Origin of the sequence: Streptomyces sp. NBC_00448 (assembly GCF_036014115.1) — a bacterium.
Classification (GTDB): domain Bacteria; phylum Actinomycetota; class Actinomycetes; order Streptomycetales; family Streptomycetaceae; genus Actinacidiphila.
Genome location: NZ_CP107913.1, coordinates 3,683,921 through 3,702,500, shown reverse-complemented (window position 1 = coordinate 3,702,500; position 18,580 = coordinate 3,683,921). Strand labels below are relative to the sequence as shown.

The window sequence follows — 18,580 nt, the reverse complement described above, 5'->3', positions numbered from 1 at the left end:
TGAATCTGGCGGGACCACCCGTTAAGCCTAAATATTCCCTGGTGACCGATAGCGGATAGTACCGTGAGGGAATGGTGAAAAGTACCGCGGGAGCGGAGTGAAATAGTACCTGAAACCGTGTGCCTACAAGCCGTGGGAGCGTCGGATGTCGAGCTTGCTCGGCATCTCGTGACTGCGTGCCTTTTGAAGAATGAGCCTGCGAGTTTGCGGTGTGTTGCGAGGTTAACCCGTGTGGGGGAGCCGTAGCGAAAGCGAGTCCGAATAGGGCGATTCAGTAGCACGCTCAAGACCCGAAGCGGAGTGATCTAGCCATGGGCAGGTTGAAGCGCGGGTAAGACCGTGTGGAGGACCGAACCCACCAGGGTTGAAAACCTGGGGGATGACCTGTGGTTAGGGGTGAAAGGCCAATCAAACTCCGTGATAGCTGGTTCTCCCCGAAATGCATTTAGGTGCAGCGTCGTGTGTTTCTTGCCGGAGGTAGAGCACTGGATAGGCGATGGGCCCTACCGGGTTACTGACCTTAGCCAAACTCCGAATGCCGGTAAGTGAGAGCGCGGCAGTGAGACTGTGGGGGATAAGCTCCATGGTCGAGAGGGAAACAGCCCAGAGCATCGACTAAGGCCCCTAAGCGTACGCTAAGTGGGAAAGGATGTGGAGTCGCAGAGACAACCAGGAGGTTGGCTTAGAAGCAGCCACCCTTGAAAGAGTGCGTAATAGCTCACTGGTCAAGTGATTCCGCGCCGACAATGTAGCGGGGCTCAAGCGTACCGCCGAAGTCGTGTCATTGCAGCATGAGGGCCAACGCCCGCTGTGATGGGTAGGGGAGCGTCGTGTGCCGGGTGAAGCCGCCGCGTAAGCGAGTGGTGGATGGTTCACGAGTGAGAATGCAGGCATGAGTAGCGATACAAGAGTGGGAAACTCTTGCGCCGATTGACTAAGGGTTCCTGGGTCAAGCTGATCTGCCCAGGGTAAGTCGGGACCTAAGGCGAGGCCGACAGGCGTAGTCGATGGACAACCGGTTGATATTCCGGTACCCGCTTTGAAACGCCCAGTACTGAACCGAGCGATGCTAAGGCCGTGAAGCCGCCTCTGATCTCTTCGGAGTGAGGGGGAGTGGTGGAGCCGCTGAACCGGACTTGTAGTAGGTAAGCGATGGGGTGACGCAGGAAGGTAGTCCAGCCCGGGCGGTGGTTGTCCCGGGGTAAGGGTGTAGGGCGTGTGGTAGGTAAATCCGTCACACATTAAGTCTGAGACCTGATGCCGAGCCGATTGTGGTGAAGTGGATGATCCTATGCTGTCGAGAAAAGCCTCTAGCGAGTTTCATGGCGGCCCGTACCCTAAACCGACTCAGGTGGTCAGGTAGAGAATACCGAGGCGTTCGGGTGAACTATGGTTAAGGAACTCGGCAAAATGCCCCCGTAACTTCGGGAGAAGGGGGGCCACTTCCGGTGATGGAGTTTACCTCTTGAGCTGGGGGTGGCCGCAGAGACCAGCGAGAAGCGACTGTTTACTAAAAACACAGGTCCGTGCGAAGCCGTAAGGCGATGTATACGGACTGACGCCTGCCCGGTGCTGGAACGTTAAGGGGACCGGTTAGTCATACTTCGGTGTGGCGAAGCTGAGAACTTAAGCGCCAGTAAACGGCGGTGGTAACTATAACCATCCTAAGGTAGCGAAATTCCTTGTCGGGTAAGTTCCGACCTGCACGAATGGCGTAACGACTTCTCGACTGTCTCAACCATAGGCCCGGTGAAATTGCACTACGAGTAAAGATGCTCGTTTCGCGCAGCAGGACGGAAAGACCCCGGGACCTTTACTATAGCTTGATATTGGTGTTCGGTTCGGCTTGTGTAGGATAGGTGGGAGACTTTGATATCGCGGCGCCAGCCGTGGTGGAGTCGTCGTTGAAATACCACTCTGGTCGTGCTGGATGTCTAACCTCGGTCCGTGATCCGGATCAGGGACAGTGTCTGGTGGGTAGTTTAACTGGGGCGGTTGCCTCCTAAAGGGTAACGGAGGCGCCCAAAGGTTCCCTCAGCCTGGTTGGCAATCAGGTGTTGAGTGTAAGTGCACAAGGGAGCTTGACTGTGAGACTGACGGGTCGAGCAGGTACGAAAGTAGGGACTAGTGATCCGGCGGTGGCTTGTGGAAGCGCCGTCGCTCAACGGATAAAAGGTACCCCGGGGATAACAGGCTGATCTTCCCCAAGAGTCCATATCGACGGGATGGTTTGGCACCTCGATGTCGGCTCGTCGCATCCTGGGGCTGGAGTCGGTCCCAAGGGTTGGGCTGTTCGCCCATTAAAGCGGTACGCGAGCTGGGTTTAGAACGTCGTGAGACAGTTCGGTCCCTATCCGCTGCGCGCGTAGGAGTCTTGAGAAGGGCTGTCCCTAGTACGAGAGGACCGGGACGGACGAACCTCTGGTGTGCCAGTTGTCCTGCCAAGGGCATGGCTGGTTGGCTACGTTCGGGAGGGATAACCGCTGAAAGCATCTAAGCGGGAAGCCTGCTTCGAGATGAGGGCTCCCACCCACTTGATGGGGTAAGGCTCCCAGTAGACGACTGGGTTGATAGGCCGGATGTGGAAGCCTCGTGAGGGGTGGAGCTGACCGGTACTAATAGGCCGAGGGCTTGTCCATGTGTGCTCGCGTCCACTGTGTAGTTCTGAAACAACCAGCAACCACACACCCCTGGCCTCTTTGTGAGGGCTGGGTTGGTGTGTGGTGTGTGGGACAGTTTCATAGTGTTTCGGTGGTCATAGCGTTAGGGAAACGCCCGGTTACATTCCGAACCCGGAAGCTAAGCCTTTCAGCGCCGATGGTACTGCAGGGGGGACCCTGTGGGAGAGTAGGACACCGCCGAACAAATATTGAGCCTCGGCCCCCAGTTCCGACTGGGGGCCGAGGCTTTTTTGCGTTCTCCCAGCCTTTCGGCTGGGAGCGCTCAGTCCTGCTGGGCTGCCTGCGTCAGCTCGATGTCCAGCGACTCACGGCGAATTCGCTGGTCGATGTAGAGCAGAGTGACCGAGCCGGCGCTGATCGGCAAAGTGAACATCGAGCCGATGACCGCACCGATACCGGTGATGATGAGGAACGTCCAACTGGGGTTGCTGTCGGAGTTGTAGAAGGACGAGAAGGACTCGTTCGTGAGGGCCGCTGACAGCAGCGTGAACGGCAACTCGATGATGGCCGACGCGATGTACGTGATGACGACGGTCAGGAGCTCCACCCCGAGGACACGCCACCAGGCGCCGCGAACGAGTTTGGCCGAGCGCTTCATCGCGCCCACGATGCTCTGGTTCTCCAGCATCAGCGCCGGAGGCGCCAGACTCAGAAGAATCCACAGCCAGACCATCAACACCATGCCCGCACAAGCGCCGAGTACGGCCAGTGCCGCGCCGCCGTCCGACGAACCCGCCGCAGCGACAAGGATGCCCGGCAGCACGGTGACGACGAGTACCGCGATGAAGAGGAAGACGAGCAGGAACGAGAGGCCGATGAGCCGGCCCACGCGAGGACGGGCCTCGCGCCAAGCCTCGCCGACCGACACCGTACGGCCGAGCGTCGCGCGGCTGGTGACCATGGTGAGCATGGCCGTGGCGGTGAGCACTCCGAGCGCGGCGATGATCGCGGTGAGTCCCAGTCCGGCGTACGCGTCGCGTAGCGCATGCAGGACGTCGTGGGCGCTCGGGTGATCGTTGTTCTCGATCTTCTGGATGCTGCTGTTGTCGGTGAACAGGCCCTCGACAACGACGGCGATGGCTTGCGTGACGAGGGCGACGGCGAAGGTGACGCTGAGGATGGCTCGCCAGTGGCGTCGCAGCGTGGCGATGGAGCCGTTGAGGATCTCACCGACGTCCAGAGGACGCAGCGGGATGACGCCGGGTTGAGGAGCGGCCGGCCTGGTCCAGGGGCCCTGCTGCTGCCAGCCGTTGGGCGGGGGAGGGCCGCCCCAGCGTGGTCCGCCCTGTGCCGGAGGCAGCGGAGGGCGGCTGCCCTGCGGTGGCGTCCAGCGGGCCCAACCCGTGGTGTTGGCCGGTGGCTGCTGGGGGGACCAGCCGGGATGCGTATCGGGATGGTGCGGCAGAGCTTGCGGCGGTACGGGTGGTACAGGCCGATCAGCTGTCTGGCTCCGCACAGGGCGTTCGGGTGTCGCCGACGGGGCGGGGTCGGGACCGGTGCCGCCGTCCGGCTCGGGGGAGTCGGAGGGTCCGGGCGTCGTCGAGCCCGGAGTGTTGGTCATCGGAGGTTGCCCCTCTTCGTGTTGCTCGGCTGGTTCAAGCCGCCATCGTGCCATGGGCTGACGCCAACACGGTTTGGCAGGGCAGACTGAGAGATATGGGTGATCACATCACGCGACCTGAGAACGGCTTCATTCCCGCGTTGCGATGGGAGGAACCGCCCGAGGGGCCGGTGCTGGTACTGCTCGACCAGACCCGACTACCTCAGGAGGAAGTCGAGTTGGCCTGCACAGACGTGCAGGGGCTCGTGGGCGCGATCGGCTCGCTCGTCGTACGGGGAGCGCCCGTGCTGGGGTTGGCCGGAGCGTACGGTGTCGCGCTGGCGGCGGCGCGCGGATACGACGTGGAGGACGCGGCCGAGTCGCTCGCGCAGGCTCGCCCGACAGCCGTCAACCTCGGATACGGAGTGCGTCGGGCGCTTGCCGCCTACCGCAAGGCCGCGCCGGACCAGGCCGCGGCCGCGGCACTGGCGGAGGCGCGGGCGTTGCACGCCGAGGACGCCGCGGCGAGCGACGCGATGGCACGCCATGGCGGGCAGTTGCTGACCGAACTCGTGCCCGGCGGCGGCTACCGGGTTCTGACGCACTGCAACACCGGTGCCTTGGTGTCGGGCGGCCAGGGCACCGCACTCGGCGTCGTGCTGGCAGCCCACCGGGCCGGGGAACTGCGGCGGTTGTGGGTGGACGAGACCCGGCCGCTGCTCCAGGGCGCGAGGTTGACCGCTTATGAGGCGGCGCGGGCGGGGATGCCGTACACGCTGCTCGCGGACAGCGCCGCGGGTTCGCTGTTCACGGCGGGAGAAGTCGACGCGGTGCTGGTGGGCGCGGACCGGATCGCGGCGGACGGTGCCACGGCGAACAAGGTCGGCACGTATCCCCTTGCGGTGCTGGCGCGCTACCACCACGTGCCGTTCATCGTCGTGGCGCCGACGACGACGGTCGACCTGGATACACCGGACGGAGCGTCGATCGAGGTCGAGCAGCGGTCGAGCAGCGAGGTGACCGACCTGGCGCCTTCCCCCCTGGGCACTCAGGCCTACAATCCCGCTTTCGACGTGACGCCGCCGGAGCTGATCACCGCGATCGTGACGGAGAACGGAGTGGTCTCGCCGGTGACGGCGGAGACGCTGGCAGCCGTGTGCCGGTAAGGTCACCTGGCGGTCGCGGCACAAGTTATCCACAGGCTGTCACAGGGGGACAGCGCAACTGCGTACAACCATGGAGAATGGTTGCGTAGCGTGACCTCGATCACCAAAGGTCACCGGTATCGATATGCAAATGGGATGATGGTCGGTATGAAGGGACGAGTCCTGGTCGTCGACGACGACACCGCGCTGTCAGAGATGCTCGGCATCGTGCTGCGTGGGGAGGGTTTCGAGCCGTCGTTCTGCGCCGACGGCGACAGAGCGCTTGCTGCTTTTCGGGAGGCCAAGCCTGATCTGGTGCTGCTGGACCTGATGCTGCCCGGAAGGGACGGCATCGATGTGTGCCGGCAGATCCGGGCTGAGTCCGGTGTGCCGATCGTGATGCTCACGGCGAAGAGCGACACGGTGGATGTGGTGGTCGGCCTGGAGTCCGGGGCGGACGACTACGTCATCAAGCCGTTCAAGCCCAAGGAGCTGGTGGCGCGGGTGCGGGCGCGGCTGCGGCGTGCCGAGGAGCCGACACCTGAGCAGCTTGCGATCGGGGATCTGCTGATCGATGTCGCCGGGCACTCGGTGAAGCGTGGCGGTCAGCCGATCGCGCTGACTCCGTTGGAGTTCGATCTTCTGGTCGCGCTTGCCCGCAAGCCGTGGCAGGTGTTCACACGTGAGGTGCTGCTGGAGCAGGTCTGGGGCTATCGCCACGCGGCGGACACACGGCTGGTCAATGTGCACGTGCAGCGGCTGCGGTCGAAGGTGGAGCAGGACCCGGAGCGTCCGGAGATCGTCGTGACCGTTCGCGGTGTCGGCTACAAGGCAGGACCGGGCTGACATGTGCGCGTCGTACGAGCGTGAGCGCTTGGAGAGCCGGCTGGCCGATCCGATGCAGGGGCTGCTGCCGGTGATCCGCTCGTTCGTGCGCTGGGCGCGGCGTCCGCTGCAGCCGGCGGTGCGGCTGTGGCGGCGCAATCTTCAGCTCCGGGTGGTGGCCTTCACGTTGCTGATGTCGGTGGGCGTTGTGCTGCTGCTCGGCTTCGTGGTCATCGGCCAGGTGCAGAACGGGCTGCTCGACGCGAAGGAGAAGGCCGCGACGAACCAGGCGACCGGCGGTTTCTCCATCGCGCAGGACATGGCGGACAAGGGCAGCCAGACCCAGCAGGCGTCCGGCTCCGGAGCGGCGCAGGGCCGGGTCGACTCGGGGACATGGCTGAACAGCCTGGTCCAGCAGTTCGCCAGCGGCGGTAAGGGCGTGTACTGGATCGTCGCGCTCAGCCCTGGGCGGGGCGACGATCCGCCCTTCGCCGGGGGCAACGCGGGCAGCGTGCGCGGACCGCGTGGCTCAGGCAGCGTGCTGCCGGACGAGAGCATCCCGAAGTCGCTGAGCGACGCGGTGCGCAGCCACCCCGGCGCGCTCAAGCAGTACACGATGGTCAAGACCGACGACGGTCACAAGCCGCGGCCGGCGTTGGCGGTGGGCAAGCGGCTGACGGACATCAACGGGAACACCTACCAGCTGTACTACCTGTTCCCGTTCGACCAGGAGGAGAAGACCCTCGGGCTGGTCAAGGGCACGCTGGCCACCGCGGGGATATTCGTGGTGGTGCTGCTCGGCGCGATCGCGTGGCTGGTGACGCGGCAGGTGGTCACGCCGGTGCGGATGGCGGCCGGAATCGCCGAGCGACTGGCGGCCGGGCGGCTCCAGGAGCGGATGCAGGTCACCGGGGAGGACGACATCGCCCGGCTCGGCGAGTCGTTCAACAAGATGGCGCAGAACCTCCAGGTCAAGATTCAGCAGTTGGAGGACCTGTCGCGGATGCAGCGCCGCTTCGTCTCCGATGTGTCGCACGAGCTGCGGACACCGTTGACGACGGTGCGGATGGCGGCCGACGTCATCCACGACGCCCGGACGGACTTCGATCCGGTCACGGCGCGTTCCGCGGAACTGCTGCAGAACCAGTTGGACCGGTTCGAGTCCCTGCTGTCCGACCTGCTGGAGATCAGCAGGTTCGACGCCGGTGCCGCGGACCTGGCCGCCGAGCCGATAGACCTGCGGGACGTGGTGCGCCAGGTCGTCGACGCCGCCGAGCCTCTCGCGGATCGCAAGGGCACCCGGGTGATCATCCGCGGCGACGCGCAGCCGGTGATCGCGGAGGCCGACGCCCGCCGGGTGGAGCGCGTGCTGCGCAACCTGGTGGTCAATGCGATCGAGCACGGCGAGGGCCGTGACGTGGTGGTCCGGCTGGCGACGGTCGACGGCGCCGTCGCGGTGGCGGTGCGGGACTACGGCGTGGGCTTGAAACCGGGCGAGGCGACTCGGGTGTTCAACCGCTTCTGGCGGGCGGACCCGGCGCGGGCGCGTACCACCGGTGGCACCGGGCTGGGTCTCTCCATCGCGGTGGAGGACGCCCGGCTGCACGGCGGGTGGCTGCAGGCGTGGGGTGAGCCGGGCGGCGGTTCGCAGTTCCGTATGACGCTTCCGCGTACCGCGGGGGACAGCCTGCGCGGTTCACCGATCCCGCTGGAACCCGACGACTCGCGCCGCAACCGGGGGTTGAACTCCTCGGGTCTGCCGGCCAAGGCGGGAGCGTCGGTGCCGGTGCCGCGTACGGGCTTGCCGGGTGGTACTTCAGGTGACGGTGTCGTGGTGCGGCAGGCCACTGCGCGTGGACCGCAACTGCCGTCGATGCCGCTGGTGCCCAAGGCGTCGACCCGGCCGCCGGTGGCGGACCCCGCGGCGTTTCCGGGCAGCGGCGCGCGTGTCGTGGAGCGTAGGGAAACCATGCGGGAGGACGACGTCTGATGGGTGTGATGGGGGGCGGCCGAGGGCGGCTGCTGCGGCGAGCGTTGCTGCCGCTGTTCGCGGCGCTGTTGCTGGCCGGCTGCGCCTCGATGCCCAGCAGCGGCGAGGTGCGCAAGGTCAGCGAGGGCCAGCGTGCGGACTCCGACTCGCAGGTGCGGGTCTTCGGCATCGCGCCGAGTCCGGGCGAGAGCGCCTCCGACATCGTCAACGGGTTCCTGGAAGCGACGACCAGTAGCGAGTCGGACTTCGTCACCGCGCAGAAGTACCTCTCCAAGCAGGAACGCCACCGTTGGAAGCCGAACACGGGGATCACCGTGTTCTCGGGGGAGTTGACCCCTCGCGAGGTGGGCGGCAGCGGCCGCAAGGAGGGATACACCACGGTCACCCTGTCGGCGACGAAGGCGGCCGTGGTGGACACCAAGCACGCCTACCAGCCGGACCACGGCCCGTTCAGCACGTCGTTCCACCTGGTCAAGGAGAACAACCAGTGGAGGATCGACGGCCTCGAGAACGGCCTGGTGTTGTCCGACCTGGACTTCCAGCGGATATACCACTCGGTGAACATGTACTACTTCGCCAGGCTCGGACCGGACGGGCATCCGGCCGGCGGTAGCAGCAACGCGACGCTGGTCGCAGACCCGGTGTACCTGCGTATCCAGAACGACCCGCTGGTGTCGACGGTCTCGGCGCTGCTGGGCGGGCCCACCGACTGGCTGTCGCCTGTCGTCACCACCGCGACACCCGCCGGGACGAAGCTGGAGGACAAGGGCCCGGACCACGGGGTGTCGCTGGACGACTCGCAGCAGCTTCAGGTCCGGCTCGACCACACCGCTGACGGACTACGCGGGCAGCGCTGCACCGAGCTGGCCGCGCAGCTCTTCGCCACCGTCCAGGCGCAGGCGTCCGCGCAGTTGGCGTCGGCCGAGGTGGACCATGCGGATGGTTCCACCGCGTGCAAGCTGCCGAGCGGGGAAGCCCTCAGCTATGGCCCCGAGAACCTGGTCGGCGCCAACCCGCGGCCCTACTTCGTCGAAGCCGACAGCCAGCACCGGCTGCTGGAGCTGACCGACGACGGCAAGGGCAGCACACCGAAGGCGACGCCGGTGCCCGGCCCGTTCGGCTCCAGCAAGGCGTACCTGGACTCGGTGGCGGTGCGCAGGGACCAGGAGGCGGCCGCGGGGGTGCGCTCCGACGGCCGTGAACTGGTGGTCGCGTCGCTCGTCGCCGGCCAGACCTTCGGCAAACCGGTGGTGACCAGCAAGGTCAAGGACGGGCTGAGCGCACCGAGCTGGGACGGTTTCGACGACTTGTGGGTGGCCGACCGTGATCAGGACGCTCCGAAGCTGATGGTGCTGCCCAACGGCACCGGCGAGCCGATCGAGGTGCCCGTGCCGGACCTCGACGGGCGGATTCAGTCGCTGCGGGTGGCCTCGGACGGGGTGCGGATCGCCCTGGTGGTGCAGCAGGGCAGCGGTACCCGCCTGATGCTCGGCCGGATCGTCCGGGAGGGCACCGCGCAGCACCCGGAGTTCTCGGTCGACAGCCTGCGCTCCCTGACACCCGCAGGAGAGCACATGACGTCCGTGTCGTGGGCCGGTGCCAGCAAGCTCGTGGTGCTCGACACCGAGCCCGGCGGGGCCCAGCAGATCGAGTACATCAGCTCGGACGGCTCGGCCGGGCCCCTGCCGCAGGGCGTCAGCGAGGCCACGTCCGTCGCCTCCTCGGAGAACCAGGCGATGCCCCTGCTCGCCTCGTACAACGGCAGGGTCTACGAACTGCCCACCGACTCGAACTGGAAGCAGGTCTCGCCGAAGGGCAGCAACCCCGTCTATCCCGGCTGACCTGCGGCGATCAAGTTATCCACAGCCACGAAAGAGTGACTGGCAGCGGACTTGCCGCAAGGCGCAAAGTTGAGTCATGCGGGGCTGGTGGAGGGAGATCACCGGGTTGGTCCTCCCGGTGGACTGTGCGGGCTGCGGGAGCCCGCGGACGGAGCTGTGCGAGCGGTGCCATGGGCTGCTGGGCGGAGCGGCCACAGCGCGGCGCGTACGTCCGTCACCCGAGCCGCCGGGGCTGCCACCGGTCTACGCGGCGGGCCGGTACGGGGACGAGGTGCGGGCTGTCGTCCTCGCGCACAAGGAGCGGGGCGCCCTGGGCCTCGCCCGGCCGCTGGGAGAGGCACTGGCGGGAGCGGTCGTCCGGGCGACCGGTCCCATCGGCGCCTTGCCCGGCCCAGCCGTCCCGCATGCGGTCGGCCACCGCTGGAACCTGCCCGGACGGGCTCCAGCGGCAGCCGGCGCCGACCACGGGTCCCGCCTCGGCCTGTGGCCGGTCCTCCACGGCCTGGAGGTGCCTCGTACCGCCCTGCGAGGCACTCCCAGGTCACCGGTACCGAGCCCGGCGCAGCAGCGCGGCCCGCTGCTGCTGGTGCCCGTTCCCTCGTCCCGCCGGGCGGTTGCCCAGCGGGGGCACGACGCCACCGCCCGGATCGCCCGGTCGGCGGCCCGCGAGCTGAGGCGGCATGGCGTGCCGGCCCGGGCGGCGGCCGTGCTGCGGCAGCGGCGACCGGTCGCCGACCAGTCCGAGCTGAGCGCGGACGGGAGGTTGGCGAACCTCTGCGGCGCGGTGGCGGCCGCGGGCAGCGCAGTTCCCCTGCTGGCGGCGGCTCCGGTGGTGCTCGTGGACGACCTCATGACCACCGGGGCGTCACTCGCGGTGGCTGCCGGTGCCGTGGCCGCGGTCGGCGGCTGGGTCGCCGGCGCCGCGGTGGTCGCCGGACCGCACGATTCTCGGATCGACTGATTTACGCATCGATGCAGGTGGCAATGGTGGGGATTCATCCGAACGGAGGTAAGCCTGCGCTGAGGATGCCGAGACACACACTCCGGGACTATGTTCGGGAGAGAGGGAAGCGAACACCGGGGGTGTTGATCTTCCCTGTGGGGCAGAAGGAGGTGAAAGCCGCAGCTTCGCGGTATCCGGATCAGCCCGGGTGGCGGAGCGGCAGCTAACGCAGCGCCGGCAGGGACTGGCACCCGCGCCGGCCTCATGAAAGGGATTGCCCCTGGTCACGGGGGCGGTCCGGAACGGAGTTCTGCGTGGACATCGTCGTCAAAGGCCGCAAGACCGAGGTGCCCGAGAGGTTCCGGAAGCACGTGGCCGAGAAACTGGACAAGATCCAGAAGCTCGACGGCAAGGTGATCAGCCTCGACGTCGAGGTGTCCAAGGAGCTCAATCCCCGGCAGGCGGACCGCAGCGACCGGGTGGAGATCACGCTGAACACCCGCGGCCCCGTGGTGCGCGCGGAGGCTGCCGCCGCGGACCCGTACGCCGCGCTGGATGTGGCGGTGACGAAGCTGGAAGCCCGACTGCGGAAGGCCGCGAGCAAGCGGCACACCCGCCGGGGCAACGGCCGTACGCCCGCCGCCGAGGTGGCCGAGAACGTGCCGGGCGCCGCGCGGATCAACGGGGACGGCACGCTCGTCGCCGATCAGTTGGTCGACGGAGAAGTGCCCACGACCCGGTTCGGGCCGCTGGAGGTCCACGGCGAAGGCCCGCTCGTGGTCAGGGAGAAGACTCACGCCGCGGCACCAATGGCGCTAGACCAGGCGCTGTACGAGATGGAGTTGGTCGGGCACGACTTCTACCTGTTCGTCGACAGCGAGACCAAGCAGCCGAGCGTGGTCTACCGACGGCAGGGCTACGACTACGGCGTGATCCATCTCAACGCGGACGAGTCGGGTGCGGCGTCGCCGGCCGGGGCCGGTGACGCGCTGCACCACGGCGTCTGACCTCGGGCCTGCGAAGGGCCCGTGGCGAGTAAGGAGCGTCGAATGCCCCCGGGTGCGTCCGGGGGCGTCGGCGCGCCGGGACGTGAAATGCTGGGCCAGTGGTCAACTCTGGTCTGACGGGGAGGAATTGATGCCGGACTTCGAGCACGGGTCGCCCGGCGAACGAGGCCCGGTGCTGTACGGCGAACCGTCCGGTCCGCCCCGTGCGGAGCCGATTCGGGTACTCGTCGTCGATGACCACGCGCTGTTTCGGCGGGGCCTGGAGATCGTGCTCGCGCAGGAGGAGGACATCCAGGTCATCGGCGAGGCCGGAGACGGCGCCGAGGCCGTGGAGAAGGCCGCCGACCTGCTGCCGGACATCGTGCTGATGGACGTCAGGATGCCGCGGCGCGGGGGGATCGAGGCGTGCACCTCGATCAAGGAGGTCGCACCCAGCGCCAAGATCATCATGCTGACGATAAGCGATGAGGAAGCCGACCTCTACGAGGCGATCAAGGCCGGCGCGACGGGCTACCTGCTCAAGGAGATCTCCACCGACGAGGTGGCGACCGCGATCCGGGCGGTCGCCGACGGGCAGTCGCAGATCAGCCCCTCGATGGCGTCGAAGCTGCTCACCGAGTTCAAGTCGATGATCCAGCGCACCGACGAGAAGCGGCTGCTTCCGGCGCCCAAGCTCACCGACCGCGAGTTGGAGGTGCTCAAGCTGGTGGCCACCGGCTTGAACAACCGGGACCTCGCCAAGCAGTTGTTCATCAGCGAGAACACCGTGAAGAACCACGTCCGCAACATCCTGGAGAAACTCCAGCTCCACTCCCGCATGGAGGCCGTGGTCTACGCGATGCGGGAGAAGATCCTGGAGATCCGCTAGCCATGGCGGCTAGTCCTGGCCGCGGGCGAGGGCGGCGGTCAGAGGGGCGCGCAGGGACTCGGGCAGGACGCGTTCGGCCCGGGTCCGGGTGCAGCCGACCCAGCCGGCGGCCTCGGTGAGGGCGTCCGCAGCGGGCTGGACGGCCTTGGGGCCGTCCAGGGTGACCTGGCGCGCGACCAGGGTCTGTCCCTCCCGGGCAGGGTCCACCCGGCCCAGCAGCCGGCCGCCGGCCAGCAGCGGCATCGCGAAGTAGCCGTGCACGCGTTTCGGCTTGGGGGTGTATGCCTCCAGGCGGTGGGTGAAGCCGAAGATCCGCTCGGTGCGCGGGCGGTCCCAGATCAGGGAGTCGAAGGGCGACAGCAGCGTGGTGCGGTGTCGGCCGCGCGGCGGGGCGGCGAGCGCGGCCGGGTCGGCCCAGGCGGGCTTGCCCCACCCCTCGACCTCGACCGGGACCAGCCCGGTGGAGTCCAGCACCGCCGCGACCTGCTCGCCCTTGAGGCGGTGGTAGTCCGCAAGATCCGCCCGGGTGGCGACACCCATGGCCGCACCCGCCTGCGCGACCAGGCGCCGTACGCACTCGGTGTCGTCGATGTCGTCGTGCAGCAGGGTGTCGGGTACGGCGCGCTCCGCGAGGTCGTAGACGCGCTTCCAGCCGCGGCGCTGCGTGCAGACCACCTCACCGGTGTCCAGCAGCCACTCCACCGCGATCTTCGTCTCGGACCAGTCCCACCACGGGCCGCCGTTCTTCGCGCCGCCGAGCTCGGTGGAGGTCAGCGGGCCGTCGATCTTCAGGCGGTCCAGCACGGCCGCGCAGGAGCGCTCGGCGTCCTCGAGGATGTGCCAGCGGTGGCCGCGGGCGCGGCGGGCCCGGCGGCGGAAGGCGAAGTGCGGCCACTCCTCGATGGGCAGGATGCAGGCGGCGTGCGACCAGTACTCGAAGGCGTGGCCGTCGGACCAGTACGCCTCCTCCACCGCGTCGCGGCCGACCGCGCCCAGGCGCGCGTAGGGGATGAGTTCGTGCGACCTGGCCAGTACCGAGATGGTGTCGAGCTGGACCGCGCCGAGGGATCGCAGCACGCCCCGGGTCCCCGACCGCCGGTCCGGCGCCCCCAGGAGGCCCTGCGCCCGAAGGGCGATCCTGCGGGCTTCGTCGGCGGACAGGGTCAGCTCGGGTGACGGCAGGAGAGTCATGACGGCCAGCGTAGAACCGGCCACTGACAGTCGGCTGTGACCAGCGGATTCACTCGTTCCGGCGACTTCTCCCGCGGCGGCGGGCAGCCGCTACTTCGCGTACGGGAGGTACGGCAGTTGCGACGGGCGGTCCCAGTCCGACGGGAGCAGGGAACCGCTCCACGCGTCCCGCCGGGTGCCTTCGTGGACGACCCGCGACCGTACGGTGCCCTCCATGGCGAAGCCGAGTTTCAGGGCGACCGCGCGGGAGGCTTCGTTGCCGGCCTCCGCGAACCATTCCAGGCGCTCGACACCCAGGGCGTCGAAGGCCCAGGTGCACACCGCTCGTGCCGCCTCCACCGTGTAGCCCTTGCCGCGCTGGTGCTTCGCCGTCCAGTAGCCCAGCTCGGCCTGGCGCTGCGGGGTGGCCAGGTGCTGGAGGCGGACCAGGCCCATCGAGCTGACCAGGGCGCCTTCGTCGCGCGTGAAGACGCCGAAGTTGTACATGGTGTCGTCGCGCCAGCCGTCCGCGCACACGACGTCGATGAAGTGGTCGGCGTGCTCGCGCGAATACGGCGAAGGAACGGATGTCCAGCGCGGGATCTCAGGGTCCTGACAGGCGGCGTGCAGGGCGTCGCCGTCACGTGGTTCCAGGGCCCGCAGGACGAGGCGCTTTGTGGTGAGAACAGGTGTTTCCATGGCGGCTGCGCACCTTTCCGGCAGGCTTTCCGGCAGGGGTGCCGGGCCCCCGTAGCGGCCGCATATCGGGCGGCGGGAGGACTGCGGCCGAGTATCCCGGACCTCTCGGGGCGAGGGAAAACCGTTTTGCCGCTGCCGGGCCTCCCGGGCCGCTGGTGTCCTCGCTTACGATGGCCGTTGCAGCAGGGCCAGGCAGACAGGACCCGCGCTGTGCCCCGCGCGGGAATTCGCGCCAGGCCCGACCGGCAAGGAGTCAGCCTACGTGTCCGTCATCAGCAAGATCATGCGTGCAGGTGAAGGCAAGATCCTGCGCAAGCTGCACCGCATCGCGGACCAGGTCAATTCCGTCGAAGAGGACTTCGTCGAGCTCACCGACGCCGAGTTGCGGGCACTCACCGACGAATTCAAGCAGCGCTACGAAGACGGGGAGTCGCTGGACGACCTGATGCCCGAGGCGTTCGCCGCGGTCCGCGAGGCGGCCAAGCGCGTCCTCGGCCAGCGCCACTACGACGTGCAGATCATGGGCGGTGCGGCCCTGCACCTGGGCTATGTCGCCGAGATGCGCACCGGCGAGGGCAAGACCCTGGTCGGCACCCTTCCCACGTACCTCAACGCGATCTCCGGCAAGGGCGTTCACCTGATCACGGTCAACGACTACCTCGCCGAGCGCGACTCGGAGTGGATGGGCCGGGTGCACAAATTCCTCGGCCTGAGTGTCGGCTGCATCCTGTCGAACATGACCCCGGCAGAGCGCCGCGAGCAGTACAACTGCGACATCACCTACGGCACCAACAACGAGTTCGGCTTCGACTACCTGCGCGACAACATGGCGTGGTCGAAGGACGAGTTGGTCCAGCGCGGTCACAACTTCGCGGTGGTCGACGAGGTCGACTCGATCCTGGTTGACGAGGCGCGTACCCCGCTGATCATCTCCGGCCCCGCCGACCAGGCCACGAAGTGGTACAGCGACTTCGCCCGCCTGGTGAAGCGGCTCACCCGCGGCGAGGCGGGCAGCCTCGGCAAGGAGGAGACCGGCGACTACGACGTGGACGAGAAGAAGCGCACCGTCGCCATCCACGAGTCCGGCGTCAGCAAGGTCGAGGACTGGCTGGGCATCGACAACCTCTACGAGTCGGTGAACACCCCGCTCGTCGGTTATCTGAACAACGCCATCAAGGCCAAGGAACTCTACAAGAACGACAAGGACTACGTCGTCATCGACGGCGAGGTCATGATCGTCGACGAGCACACCGGCCGTATTCTCGCCGGCCGCCGCTACAACGAGGGCATGCACCAGGCGATCGAGGCGAAGGAAGGGGTGGACATCAAGGACGAGAACCAGACGCTCGCCACGATCACCCTGCAGAACTTCTTCCGCCTGTACGACAAGCTCAGCGGAATGACCGGTACGGCGATGACCGAGGCCGCCGAGTTCCACCAGATCTACAAGCTGGGTGTCGTGCCGATCCCGACCAACCGCCCGATGCAGCGGATGGACAAGCCCGACCTGATCTACCGCACGGAGGAGGCGAAGTTCGCCGCCGTCGTGGAGGACATCGTCGAGAAGCACGAGAAGGGCCAGCCGGTCCTGGTCGGCACCGTCTCCGTCGAGAAGTCCGAGTACCTGTCGGCGCAGCTGTCCAAGCGGGGCATCCCGCACGAGGTGCTCAACGCCAAGCAGCACGACCGTGAGGCGACCATCGTCGCCCAGGCCGGGCGCAAGGGCGCGGTCACCGTCGCCACCAACATGGCCGGCCGCGGTACCGACATCAAGCTCGGCGGCAACCCCGACGACCTCGCCGAGGCGGAGCTGCGCCAGCGCGGCCTGGACCCGGTCGAGCACGTCGAGGAGTGGGCCGCGGCCCTGCCCGAGGCGCTGGAGCGCGCCGAGGAGGCGGTCAAGGCCGAGTTCGAGGAGGTCAAGGACCTCGGCGGGCTGTATGTCCTGGGCACCGAGCGGCACGAGTCGCGCCGGATCGACAACCAGCTGCGCGGCCGCTCCGGCCGCCAGGGCGACCCGGGCGAGTCCCGCTTCTACCTCTCCCTCGGCGACGACCTGATGCGGCTGTTCAAGGCGCAGATGGTCGAGCGCGTGATGTCCATGGCCAACGTGCCCGACGACGTGCCGATCGAGAACAAGATGGTCACCCGGGCCATCGCGTCCGCCCAGTCGCAGGTCGAGCAGCAGAACTTCGAGATCCGCAAGAACGTCCTGAAGTACGACGAGGTGCTCAACCGCCAGCGCGAGGTGATCTACGGCGAGCGCCGCCGCGTCCTGGAGGGCGAGGACCTCCAGGAGCAGGTGCAGCACTTCATGGACGACACCATCGACGCGTACATCGACGCCGAGACGCGCGAGGGCTTCGCCGAGGACTGGGACCTGGACCGGCTGTGGGGCGCCTTCAAGCAGCTCTACCCGGCGAAGGTCACCGTCGACGAGCTGGAGGAGGCGGCCGGCGACCGCGCGGGTATCACCGCCGAGTTCATCGCCGAGTCGGTCAAGGACGACATCCACGAGCAGTACGCCGAGCGGGAGAAGCAGCTCACCGAGGACATCATGCGTGAGCTGGAGCGGCGTGTGGTGCTGTCGGTGCTCGACCGCAAGTGGCGTGAGCACCTCTACGAGATGGACTACCTCCAGGAGGGCATCGGGCTGCGTGCCATGGCGCAGCGCGACCCGCTGGTGGAGTACCAGCGCGAGGGCTTCGACATGTTCACCGCCATGATGGACGGCATCAAGGAGGAGTCCGTCGGCTACCTGTTCAACCTGGAGGTCCAGGTGGAGCAGCAGGTCGAGGAGGTGCCGGTGACGGACGAGGTGCAGGACGCGCCGCCGTCGCTGGTCAAGCAGCCCGAGATCCGCGCGAAGGGCCTGGAAGCGCCCAAGCGGGCGGACCGGCTGCACTTCTCCGCCCCGTCGGTCGACGGTGAGGGCGGCGTCGTGGAGGGCGAGTTCGAGGAGGCGGGCGTCTCCGGGGGCGCGGCCGGCGCCGGCGACGAGGAGGCCGGCACGACCCGCGCGGAGCGCCGCAAGGCCGCCAAGGGCGGTCGCCGCCGCAAGAAGTAGGCAGCGGGGCAAGCAGCGCCGCGCCGCGCGGCGGCGTCGTACCACCGGCTCGGGGCCGGGCCGAATCGGCCCGGCCCCGAGCCGTTCGCCTGCGCGGGCCCGCGTCCGCACGCTTCCTTACGGCGCGGTGCGGGTCGGCACGGGTCGGCTCATCGCGCGGCGACGTCGGTGCAGTGCCAGCGGGCGCGGCCGTAGCCGGGTCCTGAGTCGGCGTTCCCGGGTTCGAGGCGGAAGGCGATCGCCCGGACCACGTCGTCGTCCAGAGCGACCACCGCGGTCACCTCCAGCGCGCCGCCCGCGGTGGGGAAGACCCGGCAGCGGCATACGTACGGGGTACGGCCGCGGGCGCGGCGCCGCCAGTCCGCGCGTTCGGCGTGCAGCTTCCACAGCCGCTGGTAGGCCTCGTCCCTGACCCGGCCGGCGAGGGAGGTCAGTGGTCGGCGGCCGGTGAGGACGTCGAGCAGCCGCTCGGCGAACCACAGGTGCGGCGGTACGGGGCGCGCCGCGGGCCCGGGTCGGGTCGTGGGGCGGCGCGGGTCGGTACGGCGCGGCGGGGCGGTGCCGGCCGCGGGGCGGCGGCCTGGGTGCGGCGGTGCGGGACGCGGCGCCGTGGGATGCGGTGCCGGTGCTGGACGGGCTGCCGGGTGCGGCGCGGTCGGATGGGGCGCGGTCGGATGGGGCGCCGCGTGAGGTGTCGCGCGGGTGGCCGGGCGGGCCGTGGCGCGGGTGCTCGGTCGGTTCGTGGGCGTCATGCGCATGACTGTTTCCCCAAAGATCGTTTCCGGTGGTCGATGGGGTGGTTGT

12 protein-coding genes and 2 rRNA genes (1 of these 14 only partly in view) are annotated in these 18,580 nt (G+C 67.9%); 10 read left to right on the top strand and 4 right to left on the bottom strand.

The genetic code is table 11. The annotated features are described in order from the left end of the window. Both OG370_RS15615 and rrf read left to right on the top strand, forming a co-directional pair. A 23S ribosomal RNA gene (locus tag OG370_RS15615) occupies positions 1–2,639 on the top strand; it begins 486 nt to the left of the window's first position. A gap of 108 nt (positions 2,640–2,747) precedes the next feature. Further along, positions 2,748–2,864 (top strand): 5S ribosomal RNA (rrf, locus tag OG370_RS15610). A 79-nt stretch (positions 2,865–2,943) separates the two neighbouring features. Here the strand turns inward: rrf and OG370_RS15605 are convergent. Continuing rightward, positions 2,944–4,242, bottom strand: coding sequence for a DUF7544 domain-containing protein (locus OG370_RS15605; protein WP_328464666.1), 1,299 nt, complete (start codon positions 4,240–4,242; stop codon positions 2,944–2,946). A 95-nt stretch (positions 4,243–4,337) separates the two neighbouring features. On the opposite strand from OG370_RS15605, the gene mtnA reads away from it, so the two are divergent. From mtnA to OG370_RS15570, 7 genes are all read left to right on the top strand, one after another. Next, the gene (gene mtnA / locus OG370_RS15600) at positions 4,338–5,387 is read left to right on the top strand and encodes an S-methyl-5-thioribose-1-phosphate isomerase (protein ID WP_328464664.1); all 1,050 of its coding nucleotides are present in this window, start codon (positions 4,338–4,340) and stop codon (positions 5,385–5,387) included. A 135-nt stretch (positions 5,388–5,522) separates the two neighbouring features. Beyond that, positions 5,523–6,212 carry an MtrAB system response regulator MtrA gene (gene mtrA / locus OG370_RS15595; protein WP_328474131.1) on the top strand — a complete coding sequence of 230 codons (690 nt, stop codon included), beginning with the start codon at positions 5,523–5,525 and terminating at the stop codon, positions 6,210–6,212. A 1-nt stretch (position 6,213) separates the two neighbouring features. Further along, positions 6,214–8,181, top strand: coding sequence for an MtrAB system histidine kinase MtrB (gene mtrB / locus OG370_RS15590; protein ID WP_443060677.1), 1,968 nt, complete (start codon positions 6,214–6,216; stop codon positions 8,179–8,181). Continuing rightward, positions 8,181–10,022 (top strand): LpqB family beta-propeller domain-containing protein, encoded by a 1,842-nt coding sequence (locus OG370_RS15585; protein WP_328464662.1) that lies wholly within the window; start codon positions 8,181–8,183, stop codon positions 10,020–10,022. The genes mtrB and OG370_RS15585 overlap by 1 nt, the downstream gene beginning before the upstream one ends. 271 nt (positions 10,023–10,293) lie before the next feature. Further along, positions 10,294–10,983 (top strand): ComF family protein, encoded by a 690-nt coding sequence (locus OG370_RS15580; protein ID WP_443060676.1) that lies wholly within the window; start codon positions 10,294–10,296, stop codon positions 10,981–10,983. 296 nt (positions 10,984–11,279) lie between these two features. Next, complete coding sequence (hpf, locus tag OG370_RS15575) at positions 11,280–11,972, top strand: ribosome hibernation-promoting factor, HPF/YfiA family (protein WP_328464658.1); 693 nt, start codon at positions 11,280–11,282, stop codon at positions 11,970–11,972. Positions 11,973–12,102: 130 nt separating this feature from the next. Then, complete coding sequence (locus tag OG370_RS15570) at positions 12,103–12,840, top strand: response regulator transcription factor (protein WP_328464656.1); 738 nt, start codon at positions 12,103–12,105, stop codon at positions 12,838–12,840. A 9-nt stretch (positions 12,841–12,849) separates the two neighbouring features. Here OG370_RS15570 and OG370_RS15565 read toward each other — a convergent pair whose 3' ends face one another. Together OG370_RS15565 and OG370_RS15560 are read right to left on the bottom strand one after the other, a co-directional pair. Next, complete coding sequence (locus tag OG370_RS15565; RefSeq protein WP_328464654.1) at positions 12,850–14,031, bottom strand: winged helix-turn-helix domain-containing protein; 1,182 nt, start codon at positions 14,029–14,031, stop codon at positions 12,850–12,852. 90 nt (positions 14,032–14,121) lie between these two features. Further along, entirely contained in the window at positions 14,122–14,709 is a 588-nt protein-coding gene (locus tag OG370_RS15560) for a GNAT family N-acetyltransferase (RefSeq protein WP_328464652.1), read from the bottom strand. Between the two features lie 262 nt (positions 14,710–14,971). Here OG370_RS15560 and secA point away from each other — a divergent pair, with 262 nt between their 5' ends. Beyond that, positions 14,972–17,776: a preprotein translocase subunit SecA gene (secA, locus tag OG370_RS15555; protein ID WP_328464650.1), complete on the top strand. Its 2,805-nt coding sequence runs from the start codon at positions 14,972–14,974 to the stop codon at positions 17,774–17,776. Between the two features lie 149 nt (positions 17,777–17,925). On the opposite strand, the gene OG370_RS15550 is transcribed toward secA, so the two are convergent. Continuing rightward, a complete protein-coding gene (locus OG370_RS15550; protein WP_328464648.1) occupies positions 17,926–18,528 on the bottom strand; it encodes an Rv3235 family protein in 603 nt (200 codons plus the stop codon). Between the last annotated feature and the right edge of the window lie 52 nt (positions 18,529–18,580).